Raw genomic sequence first — 20,035 nt, forward strand, 5'->3', positions numbered from 1 at the left:
CAATCTGATTGGGTTAATTTTGTGCTTCAGGCTCCGCTTTATGCACTGAAACATCATTAACTTGTGATTGAAGTAATTCGACTTTCACAAACAGCGCAAGCAAGCCCATCAACGCCATTCCCCAGAACACACCTGCGCCCCAGCTTTCGTAGCCCCAGCCGCTCAGCGTCGTCATCATTGCAATCACTGCGCCAAGAGGGATCGCGTTATACAGCGCCTGAAGTGCAACCATTTTATGTTGCGGTGCGTGCTGAATGTATTTAATCGTCGCGATATGAGCCAAAGCAAAAGTCACCCCATGCAAGGATTGAATCGCCACCAATGCCACTAATGCCGTTGTTGATGCCGTTAATCCCCAGCGTACAATGACCCCTAACGCAGATATGATAAACAGGGTGCGGATATTCCAGTTGGAAAACACTCGCTTGCTGATAGCAAACACCAGAATTTCGGAAACAACCCCTAAGCTCCACAAGTAACCAATGATATCTTCTGAATGACCGGCCGCACGCCAGTGGATAGAACTAAAGCTGTAATACGCCGCATGGCTACCTTGGATCAGAGCGACCAAAAGCAAAAACTTAATCACCGGCCATTCGCGAAGTAACTCCGTTAGCTTAGGGCGAATTTTATGTTCGTGACTTTCTGTAACAGGCATAACCTTAGGATTGCGCAGACTGATCAACAAGGTGACCAGTGTGCCGAACAGTGCGGTGTAAACGATCATGTCTGAACCATAAAGCACAATCAGATACCCCACCACAGTAGAGCCTGCGATAAAGGCGATCGAGCCCCAGAGACGAGTGCGTCCATAATCGAGCATATTGCGCTTGGCATAGTGGTTAGCAACAGAATCCGACAACGGTAATACTGGGCCACACATCATATTGAAAAGAACCGTCGCCAAAGCTAGTAGCCAAAAACTACCACCAGTGAAAAAGTGAAAAGCGGTAAATAACATCAGTGCGAATGTCACCCAGCGAAGTGCTGGCAGAAGATGTTCCACTTTATGAATACGAGGTGTAATAACCAAGTTTGCGACACAACGTGTTGCAAAACCAATCCCCACTAACACACCGATGTCACTGGCAGACACACCCTGCCCTTCAAACCATAGCGCCCAAAACGGTAGATATACGCCGTAAGCAAAGAAGAAACCGAAAAAGTATTGAGAGATCCATCCGTAGGGAGAGGGCTTAAACATTAGTTATCCTAAACAACATGAGAAAAATAAACGCGCCCATTATGCAACGAGTCACGTCCACGAAAAAGGGAACTTTGTTAAACGAACTGTTTCCCCTATCACAACTTTCATCAGGTGAAAAATGGCGTCATTAGACCAAAGTCGTCTGGAGGGCTGAGGGAAATTTGTCACACTTACCCTAGATACCTCTCACTGACGAACTTTTGTGATGCCCAATTCAATAAGCATTTCAGCAAAGTAAAAAGTGAATGAGCCCCCATGAACACAGAGAATTAATTGCAGATAAACTATCTGCCTGTATTAAAGTTCAGTGTGATTGGGGCAAATGAACGCAGCGAATGTAGCGGCAGCTTCAAGTAGGAAGGGTATATGCCTGATAAATTCAACATGCAATCTCCACCCTTTGATCGTTTAACCTCTGATCAACAGAAAAAACTTCGCGCCTCATTAGATGTGGCTTATTACCGACAAGGCGCCCCCCTACTAAAAAGCGGTCAAACCAGCACCCATTTACACGTCCTTATTAAGGGAACGGTAGAAGAACGCTCCACATCTGGAAAAGAAATATTCGCTCATTACGCCAACGACGACATGTTCGATGTGCGCGCCTTATTTGAAGAGCATACCCGCCACCAGTACATTGCGTTAGAAGATACGCTGTCTTACCTGATCCCAAGAGAAATCTTTCTTTCCCTCTATTCTGAAAATGGGCAGTTTGCCGCTTACTTCGATAACAACTTAGCCAAAAGACAAGAGCTGATTGAAGCGGCACAGCAACAGAAAAACATCGCTGAATTCATCCTGACCAAGGTCGACAACTCCATTTATTCTCCACCAATGATTGTCACTCCTGAGCAATCATTGAAAACGGTCACCATGCAGATGAAAGAAAACGGTGTCGATGCCGCACTGGTCGAGCTGGCTGAATCCGATATTCGCTTAATTGACTCTACTCATCATCCGTATGCCATCGTCACCCGAACTAATATGCTGCATGCTGTGATGCTGGAGAACCATCCGCTTGATACACCCGTAGGCAAAATAGCGACATTCCCTGTCATGCATGTCGATGAAGGGGATTTTCTGTTTAATGCCATGGTGATGATGACCCGTAATCGAGTCAAACGCGTGATGGTATGCGATGGTAACAATGCCATTGGTATGCTGGATATGACGCAGATCCTCAGTACCTTCTCTACCCACTCGCATGTACTAACACTGGCAATTGCACGAGCCTCCAGCGTTGAAGAGCTGGCCTTAGCATCCAATAAACAAATAGAGTTGATCGAAAGCTTGCTCAGCCGAGGCGTCCGCACCCGTTTTATCATGGAACTCATTTCTGCGGTCAATGAGCAGATAATCGAGAAAGCATTTGAACTCGTGGTGCCACCAGCACTGCATGATCACTGTTGTTTCATCGTGTTAGGGTCAGAAGGACGCGGAGAACAAATACTCAAAACCGATCAAGACAACGCTTTAATTATTAAAGACGGGTTGGAATGGCATCAGTGTGAAAACGTCATGCATGAGCTAACCCATACCTTGTTGCAGCTTGGTTATCCTCTATGTCCTGGCAAGGTGATGGTGAACAACCCTAAATGGGTTAAAAGCCAGTCACAGTGGAAAAAAATGCTCAGCAGTTGGGTCAATGCCGCTAAGCCTGAACAAGTGATGGATATTGCTATCATGGCTGATGCTCATGCGATTGCAGGTAATAAGTCCTTGCTCGCTCCTATCAAGTCACATTTGAGTCACCTGATGGCCGATCAGGAACTGATTCTTACCGAATTTACCCGTCCTGCGCTGAATTTTTCCGTGCCGCTCACTTTATTCGGGAACGTGAAGAATTCGAAAACCGGTTTGGATATCAAGCAAGGCGGTATATTCCCTATCGTTCACGGCATTCGTGCCTTGAGCTTAGAACACATGATTGAAGTAAATAACACCTTCGACAGAATCAGCGAGCTGGTAAAACGTCGTGTACTGGAAAAACAGACTGGCGATAACCTAAGCGAAGCGCTGAAGCAGTTTTTCAAATTACGTCTCGCGCAGCAACTCGCCCATCCTGTCGGTGCAGACACAAAAGGCACGAACAACATCGACATAAACTTGCTTGACCGAACTGAGCGAGACTTACTGAGACACAGCCTGCACGTCGTGAAGAAATTTAAACAGTGGCTTGGCTATCATTACCAAATCAGAGACTAGGCATATCAGAGATAAACGGGCAGTACTATGAATTGGATAAGTCGCCGCTATTGGCAGCATAAGCTTAAAGGATCTCATTATCAGTCACTGTTTGAACCAAGCAGTGGCAATGAGTATGTCTCGCTCGACTGTGAGACCACCAGCCTAGACCCAAACAGAGCGGAACTGGTGACCATCGCGGCAACCAAAATTATTGATAATCGCATTATCACTAGCCAACCTTTCGAAGTGAGGTTAAGGGCACCGCAGTCCCTTGACTCCAGTTCAGTCCGTATTCACCGTATGCGCCATCAAGACTTAATTGACGGTATTTCAGAAAAAGAAGCGCTCATTCAACTCATCGCCTTTATTGGTAACCGCCCTCTGGTTGGCTATCACATCCGTTATGACAAAAAGATCTTGGATATTGCTTGTCGTAAACAGCTTGGTTTTCCGCTGCCAAACGAACTGATTGAAGTCAGTCAGATTTATCACGATAAACTTGAGCGCCATCTGCCTAACGCTTATATCGATTTGAGTTTGGATGCTATTTGCAAACATCTCGGTCTGCCACAACAAGACAAACACGATGCACTGCAAGATGCCATCTCAGCCGCTTTGGTTTATGTACGCCTAACTCATGGAGACTTACCGACTTTCACCTCGTCCTATCACTAAAGTCTGATTTGTGGGTCATTTCCCTTTTCAAACAAACGCCTAATCAAACAAAAATCCGTTTTATTCCGCCTTAAACAAACCGCATTTATCCTAAAGTCTAATTGTGAAACTTCCCCTTGTGACTAAGAGTTATAGCTATAACGATATTCCTTGCTGAGTGTTTTAAACGCCATCAAGGTAATCGCCGTATTCACAAGGAGAATTTGTAATGAGTGAAGCCCACATTTATCCGGTAAAAGAAAATATTAAATCTCACACGCATGCGGATAATGACACTTACCTAGCCATGTACCAGCAATCAGTTTCCGATCCTGAAGGGTTCTGGAGCGAACACGGTAAGATTGTGGATTGGATTAAACCATTCACTAAAGTAAAACAGACTTCTTTCGATACTGGACATGTCGACATTCGCTGGTTTGAAGACGGCACACTAAACGTTTCTGCTAACTGTATCGACCGTCATCTTGCTGAACGTGGTGATGACGTTGCCATCATTTGGGAAGGCGACAATCCTGAAGAAGACAAGACGCTTACTTTTAAGCAGTTGCATGAGCAAGTCTGTCGCTTCTCAAACGCAATGAAAGAGCAAGGCGTTCGCAAAGGCGATGTGGTGTGTCTATACATGCCAATGGTTCCAGAAGCCGCGATTGCAATGCTGGCTTGTACACGTATTGGTGCCGTGCATACGGTAGTATTTGGTGGCTTCTCTCCAGAAGCACTGTCAGGCCGTATCATCGACTCTAACGCGAAACTGGTTATCACTGCCGATGAAGGTGTTCGTGGTGGCCGCGCAGTTCCTCTGAAGAAAAACGTCGACGAAGCACTGACTAACCCTGAAATCAAAAACATCAGCAAAGTTATTGTGTTTAAACGTACTGGTGGTGATGTTGCATGGCATGAGCATCGCGATGTTTGGTGGCATGAAGCAACAGCAAAAGTATCTGCTGACTGCCCTCCTGAAGAGATGAAAGCGGAAGATCCTCTATTCATCCTTTACACCTCAGGTTCAACAGGTAAACCAAAAGGCGTACTGCACACCACGGGTGGCTACCTTGTTTACGCGACCATGACGTTTAAATACGTGTTCGACTACCAACCAGGTGAAACTTTCTGGTGTACTGCCGATGTGGGCTGGATTACGGGGCATACTTATCTGATTTACGGACCGCTGGCGAACGGCGCGAAAACCATTCTGTTTGAAGGTGTACCAAACTACCCTGATACAAACCGTATGAGCCAAGTTGTCGACAAACATCAGGTCAATATCCTTTACACAGCGCCAACGGCAATACGTGCTCTAATGGCAAAAGGCGATGAAGCGGTAAAAGACACTCATCGTAATAGCCTTCGCATCATGGGCTCAGTAGGTGAACCAATCAACCCAGAAGCTTGGGAGTGGTACTACAAGACCATTGGTAACGAGAAATCTCCAATTGTGGATACTTGGTGGCAGACAGAAACTGGCGGTATTTTGATTACGCCGCTTCCGGGCGCAACAGATTTGAAACCGGGCTCAGCGACTCGTCCATTCTTTGGCGTGCAACCTGCGCTGGTTGATAACATGGGTGAAATCGTAGATGGCGCGGCTGAAGGCAACCTAGTCATTCTGGACTCATGGCCGGGTCAAATGCGCACTGTGTATGGTGACCACGAACGCTTCGAGCAAACTTACTTCTCTACCTTTAAAGGCATGTACTTTACTGGTGACGGTGCTCGCCGCGATGAAGATGGTTATTACTGGATCACTGGTCGTGTCGATGACGTACTCAACGTATCTGGTCACCGCATGGGTACTGCTGAAATCGAATCTGCTCTGGTTGCATTCGAGAAAATTGCGGAAGCAGCTGTCGTTGGTGTACCTCACGACATTAAAGGCCAAGCGATTTACGCTTACATCACGCTCAATGATGGTGTATATCCAACAGCGGAACTGCACAAAGAAGTGAAAGACTGGGTGCGTAAAGAAATTGGTCCTATCGCAACACCTGATGTGCTGCACTGGACAGATGCGCTACCGAAAACACGTTCAGGTAAAATCATGCGTCGTATTCTACGTAAGATTGCTACTGGTGATACCGGAAACTTGGGTGATACCTCGACCCTAGCGGATCCAAGTGTTGTCGATAAACTGATCGCTGAGAAAGCCGAGCTAGTTTAACCACACAAACGAATATCGAAATATCGAAAATTAGAAAGCCCCAATTCGTTGGGGCTTTTGTTTATCTCGACATCAATATTTGTCTCAATATTAATCTCGTCGACTTCGCTCAATTAGTTAAATTGGTAGGTGTATGACGCAATAACGCGTTTATCGGCTTCATCTAAGTAAGTATTGTTGTCCATCATAAAACTCATCAAGCTGAATGAGTGGTTCTTGTTGGCTAAATAGCTGACACCACCACCAAGGAAGAAACCTTTATAGTTTTCACCTTCATCGTTTTCAGATCCATAAGTGCCAGCCGCAAAGCCCATCAATGTCACTTCTTGCGATAGCGGTTTCAAACCAAAAGCACCCACATAGCCACTACTGCCCGCAGAGTCTGCCATATAGAAGCCATTTTCAGCACTTGGTGTATCGATGAAAGTCACATCTGCACATGCACCAATACCATCACAGCGAGGAGACTCACCATCGTTGTAGGTGTAACCCGCCATTGGGAACAACTGAACACCCAAAGGTTCAATGCCAAATAAACTCAGAGGAATAAAAGTACCCACACTGTAGTTAGTTTGTGTAGCGCCGTTAGTGTACTCATTCTTACCAAAGTTAAAGTTCAAGATACCAACTGGAAATAACCAAGAGCCGCCCACACGCCATTCACTCGCATCTGAATTAAGACGAACGTTAATCTTTCTCGCAGGGTCAAACGCTAATGATCCAGAAAAAGAGACGTTTGAGTCATCAAAATCATAGTTATTCGCATAAGACACACCCACTTTGGTTACTACCTTGGTTGGGTCATCTGCTAACTTAGATTCATTATCTTTAATATCCGAGTTTGGCGCCGCATGCACTGCACTAGCGAAAACTAACGTTGCTATCGATATAAATGGGGCTGTTTTCATTTTTAAATACCTTCATTGAGAAGAAATGCTTGAATGCAGGAGTCTGCCCCCTTCAATCAAATTCGCTCTTCTACTAGACCACTGACTTGAGTGTAACAACACTTTTTAAAGCCGAATTCATAAACTATAGTTTTTGATTGAGTCTCGAATATCAGATTAATAACAATATTCTGAATTTTCAGACAAATCTGATATTAGCTTACTCATAAAAGAATGAAAGACTGATGGATCGAGCCACTGTGTGCTGTTCCTTCCATTTCATCTATACTTAAAAGCTAAATAAAAGTGATAAGACCAGTAATTTGCTGCCATTTGCTGTGAATTAGCTATAATCTTGGTCAATTTAAAAATTTCTACGAATTTTTGACAAAAAATAGTGTCGAATACGAGAAGATTCCCAAGAATCTCCGATTCGCTCCACATTAGAGGAAGATAACGACACAATGGCTGCCAAATCACGCATTCTTGTCTTAAACGGCCCCAACCTAAACCTTTTAGGTTTACGTGAGCCGACACATTATGGTTCTAACACCTTAGAGCACATTGTCGCGACTTTACGTGAAAATGCGGAAAAAGCAGGTGTTGAGTTGGAACATCTTCAATCTAATCGCGAATATGAGTTGATAGAAGCCATTCATCAGGCTCATGGCAATGTGGATTTCATTATTATCAACCCAGCAGCATTTACGCACACCAGTGTCGCTATTCGTGACGCTTTGCTCGGCGTTGCCATTCCGTTTATCGAAGTGCATTTGTCGAACGTGCATGCTCGTGAGCCATTCCGTCATCACTCTTACTTGTCCGATAAGGCGCAAGGAGTGATTTGCGGTCTAGGCGCACAAGGTTATGAATTTGCTTTGTCTGCAGCCATAAAAACTCTGCAGGCAAAGTAACCAAACACTCTGCAGTTCTAACGAACTGTCTTACTCAACAAGATAAAAGAGAAAAGAAACAATGGATATTCGTAAAATCAAGAAGCTAATCGAGTTAGTTGAAGAATCAGGCATCGCTGAGCTAGAAATCTCAGAAGGCGAAGAGTCGGTACGAATCAGTCGTCACGGTGTTGCTGCGCCAGCACCAATTCACTATGCGGCGGCACCAGCTCCTGTAGCTGCACCTGCACCAGTAGCGGCACCAGCTCCTGCTGCTGCACCAGCAGCATCTGCAGAGCCAAGTGCACCTGCAGGTCATAGCGTTCTTTCTCCAATGGTTGGTACGTTCTACCGCTCACCAAGTCCAGATTCAAAACCATTCATCGAAGTGGGTCAAAAAGTGTCTGTTGGCGATACTCTATGTATCGTTGAAGCGATGAAAATGATGAACCAAATCGAATCAGACAAATCTGGTGTTGTTACTGCGATCCTACTTGAAGACGGTCAACCTGTTGAATTCGACCAACCACTTGTTGTTATCGAATAATAGAGGCCTTTTCTATGTTAGATAAAGTAGTCATCGCGAACCGAGGTGAAATTGCACTTCGTATTCTTCGCGCATGTAAAGAATTAGGGATCAAAACGGTTGCTGTTCACTCAACAGCAGACCGCGATCTAAAACATGTATTGCTAGCAGATGAGTCTATCTGTATCGGTCCAGCATCAAGCATGGAAAGTTACCTAAACATTCCACGCATCATTTCTGCTGCAGAGGTGACAGGTGCTGTTGCGATTCACCCAGGATACGGCTTCCTATCTGAGAACGCAGACTTTGCTGAACAAGTAGAGAAAAGCGGCTTTATTTTCGTTGGCCCTAGAGCAGAAACCATTCGCCTAATGGGTGACAAAGTTTCAGCAATCAACTCAATGAAAAAAGCTGGCGTACCTTGTGTTCCGGGTTCTGACGGTCCTCTGGACAATGACGAAGCGAAAAACAAAGCTCACGCTAAACGCATTGGTTACCCAGTAATCATTAAAGCGTCTGGCGGCGGCGGCGGTCGTGGTATGCGTGTTGTTCGCTCTGAAGCAGAACTTGTTAACGCAATCAGCATGACTCGTGCAGAAGCAAAAGCAGCCTTCAACAACGACATGGTTTACATGGAAAAATTCCTAGAAAACCCTCGCCACGTTGAAGTTCAGGTTCTTGCTGATGGCCAAGGTGGCGCAATTCACTTAGGTGAGCGTGACTGTTCAATGCAGCGTCGTCACCAGAAAGTTGTTGAAGAAGCTCCAGCTCCAGGTATCACTGAAGAGATGCGTAAATACATCGGCGAACGTTGTACTCGTGCATGTATCGAGATCGGCTACCGCGGTGCAGGTACATTCGAATTCCTATACGAAAATGGCGAGTTCTACTTCATCGAAATGAACACGCGTATTCAGGTTGAACACCCAGTAACCGAAATGGTAACTGGCGTAGACTTGATTAAAGAGCAACTTCGTATTGCAGCTGGTCAGCCTCTGTCATTTACTCAAAGTGACATCAAGATCCGCGGCCATGCAGTTGAGTGTCGTATCAACGCTGAAGACCCAGTACGCTTCCTGCCAAGCCCAGGTAAGATTACTCGTCTACACACTCCGGGTGGTATGGGCGTTCGTTGGGAATCGCACATCTACTCTGGTTACACAGTTCCACCGTACTACGATTCAATGATCGGTAAGCTGATCACTTTCGGTGAGAACCGTGATGTAGCGATCGCACGTATGCGTAACGCGCTGAACGAAATGATTGTAGAAGGCATCAAAACAAACGTACCTCTACAACAAGAAATCATGAAGGATGAGAACTTCCAACATGGTGGCGCAAACATTCACTACCTAGAGAAAAAACTGGGTTTGAATAAGTCTTGATAGACAAATTGAAAGAAATGCCCACTTCGGTGGGCATTTTTATTTCTGTGATTTTTTCTTTTTGTGGCTTTTCTTTTTGTGATGGCCGTCATTAACGAACAAAGTTGCAGCAGCATCAGTGCGAGAGTAAACTCTGCGCCAACATAAAGTACGAAGAGAGCAATAACATGCCTTGGATTCAAATTAAGCTTAACGCGACTAATGAAAACGCCGAACAAATTAGCGATATGCTAATGGAAGAGACTGGCGCGTTATCCGTCACTTTCCTAGATGCAAAAGATACCCCTGTATTCGAACCTTTACCGGGTGAAACTCGCTTATGGGGTGATACAGACGTATTAGCTCTCTACGACGCTGAAGTGGATACCGCACTCATCATCAGCCAAATTCGCGACAGCCAGCTTCTTCCTGAAGGTTTTGCACATAAAGTTGAACAGATTGAAGATAAAGACTGGGAACGTGAATGGATGGATAACTTCCACCCAATGAAGTTCGGTGAACGCTTATGGATTTGCCCAAGCTGGCGTGATGTTCCAGATCCAAGTGCTGTTAACGTGATGCTCGATCCGGGTCTTGCATTCGGTACGGGTACTCACCCAACCACAGCACTGTGTCTTGAGTGGCTTGAGTCCCTCGATTTAAGCGGCAAAACCGTCATCGATTTCGGTTGTGGTTCAGGCATCCTAGCTATTGCAGCGATCAAACTCGGCGCAGCAAAAGTTATCGGTATCGATATCGATCCTCAAGCTCTGCTTGCTTCTAAAGACAATGCTGGTCGTAACGGCGTTGAAGACCAAATCGAAGTCTATCTGCCTCAAGACCAACCAGAAGGTCTAGTAGCTGACGTTGTCGTGGCAAATATTCTTGCTGGTCCACTGCGTGAGCTTTCTGGTGTTATCAAAGGGCTTATGAAACCAAATGGTCTGTTAGCAATGTCTGGCGTGCTAGATACTCAAGCCGAAGACGTCGCCAACTACTACCGAGATGAACTGCGTGTTGACCCTATTGTGGAGCTCAATGAGTGGTGCAGAATCTCTGGACAGAAATTAAGCTAAAGATAAGTTATCTGCTTAATTGATTGAAAATTGGACTATTTACAAAAACAATTTGTAAATGCTCAAATATTAGTCTTTTCACGCAGTAAAAAAATGCGTAAAATGCGCGCCCTTGCTGGTACTAAGCTGTGAAGACGTTTTGAAGATCGGAAATTATCAACTTAAGAACAATCTTATCGTTGCCCCTATGGCAGGTGTCACTGATAGACCTTTTCGTGAGTTGTGTCTTCAATATGGTGCAGGAATGGCCGTCAGTGAAATGATGTCTTCCAACCCTGCACTGTGGAATACCGATAAATCAAAAAACCGTATGGTACATGAAGGCGAATCGGGCATTCGTTCGGTACAAATTGCGGGAAGTGATCCACAGCTTATGGCTGATGCGGCTCAATTCAGTGTTGAAAACGGTGCGCAAATCATCGACATCAACATGGGCTGCCCAGCGAAAAAAGTGAATAAGAAGCTAGCCGGCTCTGCACTACTTCGTTTTCCAGATCTTATAGAAGAGATTTTAAAAACGGTGGTAGATGCGGTGAATGTCCCAGTGACACTCAAAACCCGCACTGGCTGGGATACAGACAATAAAAACTGTGTCTACATCGCTCAATTAGCCGAAGACTGCGGCATACAGGCATTAGCACTCCACGGGAGAACGCGAGCTTGTATGTACAAAGGTGAGGCCGAATACGACAGCATTAAAGCGGCGAAAGAGGCAATCAGTATTCCGGTTATCGCTAACGGTGATATCGATTCTCCGGAGAAAGCCAAATATGTGCTTGAGTACACAGGCGCTGACGCTTTAATGATTGGACGCCCTGCCCAAGGTCGTCCGTGGATTTTCCAGGAAATCCAACACTATTTGGAAAACGGCACCACAATGCCCGACCTTCCTCTTGAGGAAGTGAAAAGTATTATGCTTGGTCATGTGACAGCTCTGCATGGTTTCTATGGAGAGTATTTAGGGCCACGAATCGCGCGTAAGCACGTGGGTTGGTACTTAAAAGAACATGAAGAAGCGAGTGAGTTTCGCCGTACCTTCAACGCCATAGAGGCAGCATCGCTGCAATTGGAAGCGCTTGAAGGTTATTTTGATAACGTTGCATCATAATTAAGAGAAGAGCTAGACCGAATATGTTCGAACAAAATCTGACTTCAGAAGCTTTAACAGTAACTACAGTAACTTCACAAGACCAAATCACGCAAAAGCCACTACGTGATTCCGTTAAAGCATCTCTTAAAAACTATCTTGCTCAGTTAAATGGCCAAGAAGTAACAGAACTATACGAGTTAGTTCTAGCGGAAGTTGAACAGCCACTATTAGACACAATCATGCAGTACACTCGCGGTAACCAAACTCGCGCAGCAACTATGATGGGTATCAACCGCGGCACTCTTCGTAAGAAACTTAAAAAATACGGCATGAACTAATAGAAAGTGCTAACTAATTGAATCTAAAAAGCTCAGCTAGAAGTAGTTGAGCTTTTTTATTGCATCTTTGCCAAGCCTCTGTCCCATCATCAAATTCTCGCTACAACACCCACGCCAAATTTCAACTAATAATTGTTAGATCTCACCAACAGTTTTTACTTTTCTATCCTTTAGTCTCATATACAAATCAAAAGCCACATTGTTACATTAATGTTAACAACACAACTCAATATTCAGTTTGCTAGCCCGAATTGCCGTATTACAAGGAGTGGCTTTATGATTTTTGTCTCTTTACGCCGAATCAGCATCCGTGCTCGCTTATATCTGCTTAGTGGGATGATCACTCTATTCCTTCTATTTCCGCTTATGGTAATGGTGCAGGATTATCAAAGTGACCTAATAAAAGCCAAACAGACTCAAACTCGCCATTTGGTTGAAAACACCCACTCTCTGCTCAACCACTTCTATCAACTCCAGACTCAAGGAACCTTGAGCGAACAACAAGCTCAAGACCAAGCCAGACAAGCCGTAGCCCAGTTGCGTTATGGAGAAGAGGACTACTTCTGGATGAATGATCTGACTCCGACAATGATCATGCACCCATTTAAGCCTCAACTTGATGGAAAAAACCTTTCTGCTGTGAAAGATCCACAAGGCAAAGCCTTATTTGTCGAAATGGCGAACATTGCCCGTGAGCAAGGCGAAGGAACCGTTTATTACATGTGGCCTAAACCAGGTTCAGACACTGACGTTGAAAAAGTCTCTTACGTTAAACTGTTTGAGCCGTGGGGCTGGATTGTCGGTTCAGGGGTTTATATTGATGATGTAAACGCTTTGGTTTGGCAACGTCTGCAAAGTGTATTTACTGGCTTAGCTATCGTACTGGTAGCTATGTTGACTCTTGCGTATTTGATCGGTCTAAGTATTACCAAACCATGTGTTGCGACATTGCAGGCGATGGAAGATATCGCTAAAGGTGAAGGAGATCTTACTAAACAACTTGATGCATCAGGCAAAGACGAACTGTCTCGTATCGCTCAAGCCTTCAACCAGTTTACTCATAAGCTTCGCCATATAGTGTTGGATATCGTGCCAGTAACGGATGGGGTGACCGGTTCAGCACTTGAGCTGACTCATGTTGCTCAAAATGCGGCAGGTAAAGCAATGGAACAACAGCAATCGGTGGATACCGTTGCTTCAGCCATGAACCAACTTCACTCCAGCAATCAGGAAGTGGCTAACGCGGCACAAAATGCGGCAATTGCAGCTCAAACTGCTAATGAAAAAAGCCAGCAAGGGCGTGATGTCATTAATCAAGTATCCGTTTATATGGATTCACTATCAGAAAGACTTACCGCTACCGACAGCAACACCCAAGCCTTAGCCAAAGAGATTCAGCAAGTAAGTGCGGTACTTGAGGTGATCTACGGCGTAGCAGAACAAACTAACCTGTTGGCTCTCAACGCAGCCATTGAAGCAGCTCGTGCTGGCGAGCAAGGGAGAGGTTTTGCGGTAGTTGCTGATGAAGTGCGTTCACTGGCAACCCGCACTCAGAGCAGCACTCAACAAATAGAACAGATCATTGCAGGGCTACAAGAGCGAGCACATCAGGTGAGCGCGTCAATGGACGAAACTCAGCTACAATCGAAAGGTACTCAAGAGCAAGCAGAAAAAGCTCAGCAGGCATTAGATGATATTGATCAGCAGATTCGACAAATCCTGCAATTGAATGAACATATTGCCGAAGCCAGTGCCCAGCAATCTTTGGCAACAGATGAAATCAGCCGGAACCTTACCCTGATAGCCGATCACAGTGCTCAAGCGGCCATTCAGGCAGAGCAAGTAACGGCAGCAAGCGAGCAGCTACAAGAAAACGGGCAACGTCTAACTCATAGCTTTTCTGTGTTTAAGGTTTAAAGGAGAAGTGGGCAAATGCCCACTTTTTTCTTTCTCACATCGAGCTTTAACTTGTTAACGCATCTATATCTTATTTTCTGACTACAATATCAACAGCTCAATCCACTCCCACTTCCCAACTAGAAATAACTTGCTTTATTTACCTCTTCGTTACTTTTTTCTCTTGAAAAACCTGTTTTTAGATATTATTTTCCCCATGCCAAACGATTGCGCGAGATCTTTTGTAATAAATTGGTTAGAATACGCGCCATCCGAAATCTGGAAGACTATTGATACAGATATAGGGTCTTTACCAAAACTGACCAAGCTGTGATGAATCACCATTACCCATGAACAGTTTTGGCAAACACCTTTCGTATCAACTCCATGAATTAAAGGAAAATGGAAGCATGAGTAACGCTCGTCCAATTCGCCGCGCACTGATCAGTGTTTCAGATAAAACTGGCATCGTTGAGTTCGCCCAAGCGCTAGCACAGCGCGGTGTCGATATCCTATCTACTGGCGGTACCGCTCGCCTGCTTGCAGAAAAAGGCATCGCTGTAACTGAAGTTTCAGACTACACCGGTTTCCCGGAAATGATGGACGGGCGTGTAAAAACGCTACACCCGAAAGTTCATGGTGGCGTATTAGGCCGTCGCGGCCAAGATGATGAAATAATGGCTACTCATGGCATCAACCCTATCGATATGGTGGTTGTTAACCTTTACCCATTCGCTGAAACAGTCGCGAAAGAAGGTTGTACGCTAGAAGATGCTGTTGAAAACATCGATATCGGTGGTCCAACAATGGTTCGTTCTGCAGCGAAAAACCATAAAGATGTCACTATCGTAGTTAATGCTTCAGATTACGACCGCGTTATTGCTGAAATGGATGAGAACGAAAAATCTCTGACTCTTGCTACTCGTTTTGACCTCGCTATCGCAGCATTCGAGCACACAGCAGCATACGACGGCATGATCGCTAACTACTTTGGCACAATGGTTCCATCTTACGGTGAGAACAAAGAAGGTGATGAAGAGAGTAAATTCCCTCGCACATTCAACATGCAGTTCGAGAAGAAACAAGACATGCGCTACGGTGAAAACAGCCACCAAGCAGCGGCTTTCTATGTTGAAGCTAATCCGCAAGAAGCGTCTGTTTCTACAGCTAAGCAAATTCAAGGTAAAGCGCTTTCTTACAACAACATCGCAGATACAGATGCTGCGCTAGAGTGTGTTAAAGAGTTCGCTGAACCAGCATGTGTGATCGTAAAACACGCAAACCCATGTGGTGTAGCACTAGGTAAAGATATTCTTGAAGCCTACAACCGCGCTTACCAAACTGACCCAACGTCAGCATTCGGCGGCATCATCGCATTCAACCAAGAGTTAGATGCAGCAACAGCTTCCGCTATTGTTGAGCGTCAGTTCGTTGAAGTAATCATCGCACCAAAAGTTTCTGCTGAAGCGATTGAAGTTGTCGCAGCGAAGAAAAACGTTCGTCTACTAGAGTGTGGCGAATGGTCAACGAAAACAACTGGCTTTGATGTTAAACGCGTTAACGGCGGCCTTCTTGTTCAAGACCGCGACCAAGGCATGGTTTCACTTGATGACCTGAAAGTGGTTTCTAAACGTCAACCAACTGAAGAAGAGCTGAAAGATGCCCTATTCTGCTGGAAAGTTGCAAAATACGTGAAATCAAACGCGATTGTTTACGCAAAAGGCGATATGACAATTGGTGTCGGCGCAGGCCAAATGAGCCGCGTATACTCAGCTAAAATTGCAGGCATCAAAGCAGCAGACGAAGGTCTTGAAGTTGCGGGTAGCGTAATGGCTTCTGACGCATTCTTCCCATTCCGCGATGGTATCGATGCAGCCGCAGAAGCTGGCATTAAGTGCGTAATTCAACCGGGTGGCTCAATGCGCGATGACGAAGTAATTGCAGCAGCAGACGAACACGGCATGGCGATGATCTTTACGGGTATGCGTCATTTCCGCCACTAATTTAAGGATTTTAAAGAATGAATGTATTAATTATTGGTTCCGGCGGCCGTGAACACGCCCTTGGTTGGAAAGTTGCTCAAAATCCGAACGTTAAAAACATCTTTATCGCACCGGGTAATGCAGGTACAGCTCTTGAACCTAAACTACAAAATGTGGCGATTCAGGTAGAAGATGTTGCTGGTTTAGTCGCATTCGCAAAAGAAAACGCAATTGACTTAACGATTGTTGGCCCAGAAGCGCCACTAGTCATCGGCGTAGTTGATGCTTTCCGTGCAGCAGGCTTACCAATTTTTGGCCCAACGCAAGCCGCGGCTCAGTTAGAAGGTTCAAAAGCGTTCACGAAGGACTTCCTAGCTCGCCACAACATTCCAACAGCGGCATACGCAAACTTCACGGAAATTGAGCCAGCATTGGCTTACGTTCGTGAACAAGGTGCGCCTATCGTTGTTAAAGCAGATGGCCTTGCGGCTGGTAAAGGCGTGATTGTCGCTATGACGCTGGAAGAAGCAGAAGATGCGATTAAAGATATGCTCGCTGGCAATGCATTCGGTGATGCTGGCAGCCGTGTTGTAGTGGAAGAGTTCCTTGATGGTGAAGAAGCAAGCTTCATCGTAATGGTTGATGGTGTAAATGTGCTACCTATGGCCACCAGCCAAGACCATAAACGCGTAGGCGACAAAGATACAGGTCCTAACACTGGTGGTATGGGTGCTTATTCTCCAGCTCCAGTGGTTACTCAAGAAATTCATGACCGTATCATGCAGGAAGTGATTTACCCAACAGTACGCGGTATGGCTGCAGAAGGTAATCCATACACAGGTTTCTTGTATGCTGGCCTTATGATTGACAAAGCGGGTACACCTAAAGTTATCGAATACAACTGCCGCTTCGGCGATCCAGAAACTCAACCTATCATGATGCGAATGCAATCAGACCTAGTTGAACTTTGTCTGGCCGCTATTGATGGCAAGTTAGACCAAATGGAATCTAAGTGGGATCCACGCGCTTCTATCGGTATTGTACTTGCTGCGAGTGGCTACCCTGGCGATTACAACAAAGGTGATGTGATTTCTGGCTTACCAACCGTTGAAGTTGAAGGTCAAAAAGTTTTCCACGCTGGTACAACTGACAAAGACGGCAATGTTGTGACTAACGGCGGTCGTGTTCTTTGTGCAACGGCACTAGGCAACACAGTATCAGAAGCACAACAACGCGCTTATGAGCTAACAAAACAAATTCAGTGGGACGGTGTTTTCTACCGTAACGACATCGGCTACCGTGCTATCGCGCGCGAGCAACAAGCTGATAAGTAATAGCTAAAGTAAGTAAGATTAAGGCGCTGTGGAAACTCAGCGTCTTTTTTATTGGTTGAAAACTCAAAAAACGTTATTCAGTTATCAACTGAGGCCTTTCGATACAGTCGTGATCGTCATCTGCAAGAATGAGCAATTCATCGATATAAACGGTGTTATTGCGGATTTTCCCTAGAAAACCAATATAGTTATCCAGCGTAGACAAACGGCTCATAACAAAATTCGGAAGCGTATGGTTAAACTCAACCTTGTTGTAATCGGGTCCGTTACAACGTTCAAACGTCGAACCATCCCAATACCCCTGAATAAATTCAAGACCTTGTTTATTTTGGTCTTTCGTCATTTTGGTAATGGCTTTTGCTTCTAAAACGTAGCGTTCTAATTGCCCTTCGTTGAGAGGCAAAATTTTCTTGTTCACTCGGTACTGCTGATATACCGCTTCGCCATCCTTATTAAAACGGACATGTGCAGTATAAGGTACCAAGTCACCATCTTTGAGTTGCTCACCTTTACGAACCACTTCACGCACACTTCCTTCATCCCAACGGTAAGAGGTTTCATACCAGCCATAGGTTTCAGAGGTAACATGATCAGAAGCAGATAAAGCTTGAGAGGTACTTTCGGTGTACCAGTAATAACTGGTTGCGTCTCCGGTACGTTGACCACCAGAAAACTGACTCATTTGAGTGAAGTTAGATGTGTCGACGGAAGAAGAACATCCCGCAATAAGAGTGGCAGCGATAAAAGAGGAAAGAATTTTTTTCATAGAAAAGAACGCCGAGATAAGACTACCTCGGCGTAGTATAGATTACTTAACAGAATCTTTCAGTGCTTTACCTGCTACGAATGCAGGTACATTTGCTGCAGCGATTTGAATCTCAGCACCAGTTTTTGGGTTACGGCCAGTGCGAGCTGCACGATGATTTACTTTGAATGTACCAAAACCAATTAGTTGAACTTGGTCACCATCTTTTAGTGCACCTTCAACTGCGCCTAGAGTCGCTTCAAGAGCAGCTTTAGCTTGAGATTTAGATAGGTCTGCTTTTTCTGCGATAAAGTCGATTAATTGGGTCTTGTTCATTAGTTTTCCCTTCTGATAGGTTATCGAATTCGCTTCACTCTAAAGCATAAGTGACCCAGCTGGCAAAGGTTTGTCACGCAAGATCCGCTTATCTGACGTAGTTTTAACCATATTCTGAGCATTAACTCACAATTTGCTAAATCAATTGGCTGCATATCCCCTTGCTTTACCACAAAAAAGCCTTATTAAATAAGCATCAATGCGTTGAAACATCTGAAATATTAGGGTGTATTTCGCTCTCTTACCTAAGGAGTATTCATGTTTCTACTCGCGATTTACGTCTTGATTGCGATTGGCGTGTCGTTTATTTGTTCGATTCTTGAAGCCGTGATACTGAGTATTACGCCAAGTTATTTGGCACAGTTACGTCAGCAAAACCACCCTTGCGCCCAAAAGCTTGAACGCTTAAAAGCGGATATTGACCAGCCTTTGGCCTCAATTTTGACGCTAAACACAATTGCGCATACAGCAGGCGCTGCGGGAGCAGGCGCTCAGGCATCTGTCGTATTTGGCAGTCAGTGGCTGGGGTTATTTTCTGCCATATTAACGCTGGGTATCCTTTTTCTTTCAGAAATAGTGCCTAAAACTATTGGTGCAACATACTGGCGACAACTTGCTCCTGCGACCGCAAAAATTCTGCACTGGATGGTGTTGTTGCTTTTGCCTTTCGTTTGGATGTCAAAAAAGATCACACATGTACTTACGCGAAATCGAATAACACCTAAAGTTCGAGAAGAGTTGTCAGCCATGGCTCAACTCGCCCATGAGAGCGGTGAGTTTACGTCTGGTGAATCCAAAATCCTCTACAACCTATTAAACATTCAAAACGTGCCAGCAATACAGGCAATGACCCCGAGAAGGGTGCTCTTTAGAGTTGATGCCACAATGACTATCAATGAGTTTTTGACCCAACATAAAAACACACCGTTTTCTCGACCACTGATCTACAGCGAGAACAAGGACAACATCCTCGGTTTTGTGCACCGACTAGAGCTGTTTAGACTGCAACAAAAGGGAAAGGGAGAAAAGCAAATAGGCAGTGTTATGCGTCCACTGCATGTTCTGCTGAACACAATCACTTTACCCAAAGCTTTTGAACAAATGATAGAAAGCCGTTCACAACTGGCAATGTTGGTTGACGAATATGGAACCGTTCAAGGCCTGTTAACGTTAGAGGATATTTTTGAGCATTTAATTGGTGAAGAAATTATTGATGAAGCAGACCGTACGACCAACATGCAAAAATTAGCAGCAGAACGTTGGGAGCGATGGAAACAAGCACACCGTGTAATTGAAAGTCGTGACCACGACGAGTAGAAGAAAACACAGACGGATAACTGA

17 protein-coding genes and 1 pseudogene are annotated in these 20,035 nt (G+C 45.0%); 14 read left to right on the forward strand and 4 right to left on the reverse strand.

Annotated elements, in window-relative coordinates; all coding sequences use genetic code 11:
- Positions 1–13 precede the first annotated feature (13 nt).
- The gene (locus AAGA51_RS14140) at positions 14–1,204 is read right to left on the reverse strand and encodes a 3-phenylpropionate MFS transporter (protein WP_042489927.1); all 1,191 of its coding nucleotides are present in this window, start codon (positions 1,202–1,204) and stop codon (positions 14–16) included.
- A 369-nt stretch (positions 1,205–1,573) separates the two neighbouring features.
- Between AAGA51_RS14140 and AAGA51_RS14145 the strand changes: the two genes are divergently transcribed.
- From AAGA51_RS14145 to acs, 3 genes are all read left to right on the forward strand, one after another.
- The gene (locus tag AAGA51_RS14145; RefSeq protein ID WP_042489925.1) at positions 1,574–3,412 is read left to right on the forward strand and encodes a DUF294 nucleotidyltransferase-like domain-containing protein; all 1,839 of its coding nucleotides are present in this window, start codon (positions 1,574–1,576) and stop codon (positions 3,410–3,412) included.
- Positions 3,413–3,439: 27 nt separating this feature from the next.
- Positions 3,440–4,069 carry a 3'-5' exonuclease gene (locus tag AAGA51_RS14150; protein ID WP_042489923.1) on the forward strand — a complete coding sequence of 210 codons (630 nt, stop codon included), beginning with the start codon at positions 3,440–3,442 and terminating at the stop codon, positions 4,067–4,069.
- Positions 4,070–4,277: 208 nt separating this feature from the next.
- The gene (gene acs, locus AAGA51_RS14155; RefSeq protein ID WP_042489921.1) at positions 4,278–6,227 is read left to right on the forward strand and encodes an acetate--CoA ligase; all 1,950 of its coding nucleotides are present in this window, start codon (positions 4,278–4,280) and stop codon (positions 6,225–6,227) included.
- 113 nt (positions 6,228–6,340) lie between these two features.
- Here acs and AAGA51_RS14160 read toward each other — a convergent pair whose 3' ends face one another.
- Positions 6,341–7,135: a hypothetical protein gene (locus AAGA51_RS14160; protein WP_042489919.1), complete on the reverse strand. Its 795-nt coding sequence runs from the start codon at positions 7,133–7,135 to the stop codon at positions 6,341–6,343.
- Positions 7,136–7,578: 443 nt separating this feature from the next.
- Here AAGA51_RS14160 and aroQ point away from each other — a divergent pair, with 443 nt between their 5' ends.
- The 10 genes and pseudogenes from aroQ (at position 7,579) to purD (ending at position 17,613) form a co-directional block, all read left to right on the forward strand.
- On the forward strand, positions 7,579–8,028 hold the full coding sequence (gene aroQ / locus AAGA51_RS14165; protein WP_042489916.1) for a type II 3-dehydroquinate dehydratase: 450 nt from the start codon (positions 7,579–7,581) through the stop codon (positions 8,026–8,028).
- Positions 8,029–8,089: 61 nt separating this feature from the next.
- Positions 8,090–8,554, forward strand: a complete 465-nt coding sequence (gene accB, locus AAGA51_RS14170; RefSeq protein ID WP_042489914.1) for an acetyl-CoA carboxylase biotin carboxyl carrier protein — start codon at positions 8,090–8,092, stop codon at positions 8,552–8,554.
- 14 nt (positions 8,555–8,568) lie between these two features.
- A complete protein-coding gene (accC, locus tag AAGA51_RS14175; RefSeq protein WP_042489912.1) occupies positions 8,569–9,918 on the forward strand; it encodes an acetyl-CoA carboxylase biotin carboxylase subunit in 1,350 nt (449 codons plus the stop codon).
- Positions 9,919–10,085: 167 nt separating this feature from the next.
- Positions 10,086–10,973: a 50S ribosomal protein L11 methyltransferase gene (prmA, locus tag AAGA51_RS14180; RefSeq protein WP_042489909.1), complete on the forward strand. Its 888-nt coding sequence runs from the start codon at positions 10,086–10,088 to the stop codon at positions 10,971–10,973.
- Positions 10,974–11,112: 139 nt separating this feature from the next.
- On the forward strand, positions 11,113–12,081 hold the full coding sequence (dusB, locus tag AAGA51_RS14185) for a tRNA dihydrouridine synthase DusB (RefSeq protein ID WP_042489956.1): 969 nt from the start codon (positions 11,113–11,115) through the stop codon (positions 12,079–12,081).
- Positions 12,082–12,104: 23 nt separating this feature from the next.
- Positions 12,105–12,401, forward strand: coding sequence for a DNA-binding transcriptional regulator Fis (fis, locus tag AAGA51_RS14190; RefSeq protein ID WP_000462885.1), 297 nt, complete (start codon positions 12,105–12,107; stop codon positions 12,399–12,401).
- 276 nt (positions 12,402–12,677) lie between these two features.
- On the forward strand, positions 12,678–14,318 hold the full coding sequence (locus AAGA51_RS14195) for a methyl-accepting chemotaxis protein (RefSeq protein WP_042489906.1): 1,641 nt from the start codon (positions 12,678–12,680) through the stop codon (positions 14,316–14,318).
- 138 nt (positions 14,319–14,456) lie between these two features.
- Positions 14,457–14,591, forward strand: a pseudogene (locus AAGA51_RS14200) (phosphoribosylamine--glycine ligase); the annotation flags it as partial.
- 116 nt (positions 14,592–14,707) lie between these two features.
- Entirely contained in the window at positions 14,708–16,300 is a 1,593-nt protein-coding gene (purH, locus tag AAGA51_RS14205) for a bifunctional phosphoribosylaminoimidazolecarboxamide formyltransferase/IMP cyclohydrolase (protein ID WP_042489904.1), read from the forward strand.
- A gap of 17 nt (positions 16,301–16,317) precedes the next feature.
- On the forward strand, positions 16,318–17,613 hold the full coding sequence (gene purD / locus AAGA51_RS14210) for a phosphoribosylamine--glycine ligase (protein WP_042489903.1): 1,296 nt from the start codon (positions 16,318–16,320) through the stop codon (positions 17,611–17,613).
- 73 nt (positions 17,614–17,686) lie between these two features.
- Here purD and AAGA51_RS14215 read toward each other — a convergent pair whose 3' ends face one another.
- Positions 17,687–18,379 carry a DUF1481 domain-containing protein gene (locus AAGA51_RS14215; RefSeq protein ID WP_042489900.1) on the reverse strand — a complete coding sequence of 231 codons (693 nt, stop codon included), beginning with the start codon at positions 18,377–18,379 and terminating at the stop codon, positions 17,687–17,689.
- A 42-nt stretch (positions 18,380–18,421) separates the two neighbouring features.
- The gene (hupA, locus tag AAGA51_RS14220) at positions 18,422–18,694 is read right to left on the reverse strand and encodes a nucleoid-associated protein HU-alpha (RefSeq protein ID WP_042489898.1); all 273 of its coding nucleotides are present in this window, start codon (positions 18,692–18,694) and stop codon (positions 18,422–18,424) included.
- Between the two features lie 258 nt (positions 18,695–18,952).
- On the opposite strand from hupA, the gene AAGA51_RS14225 reads away from it, so the two are divergent.
- Positions 18,953–20,011, forward strand: a complete 1,059-nt coding sequence (locus AAGA51_RS14225; protein ID WP_042489896.1) for a CNNM domain-containing protein — start codon at positions 18,953–18,955, stop codon at positions 20,009–20,011.
- Positions 20,012–20,035: the final 24 nt, after the last annotated feature.

This window comes from Vibrio diazotrophicus (assembly GCF_038452265.1).
Lineage (GTDB): Bacteria > Pseudomonadota > Gammaproteobacteria > Enterobacterales > Vibrionaceae > Vibrio > Vibrio diazotrophicus.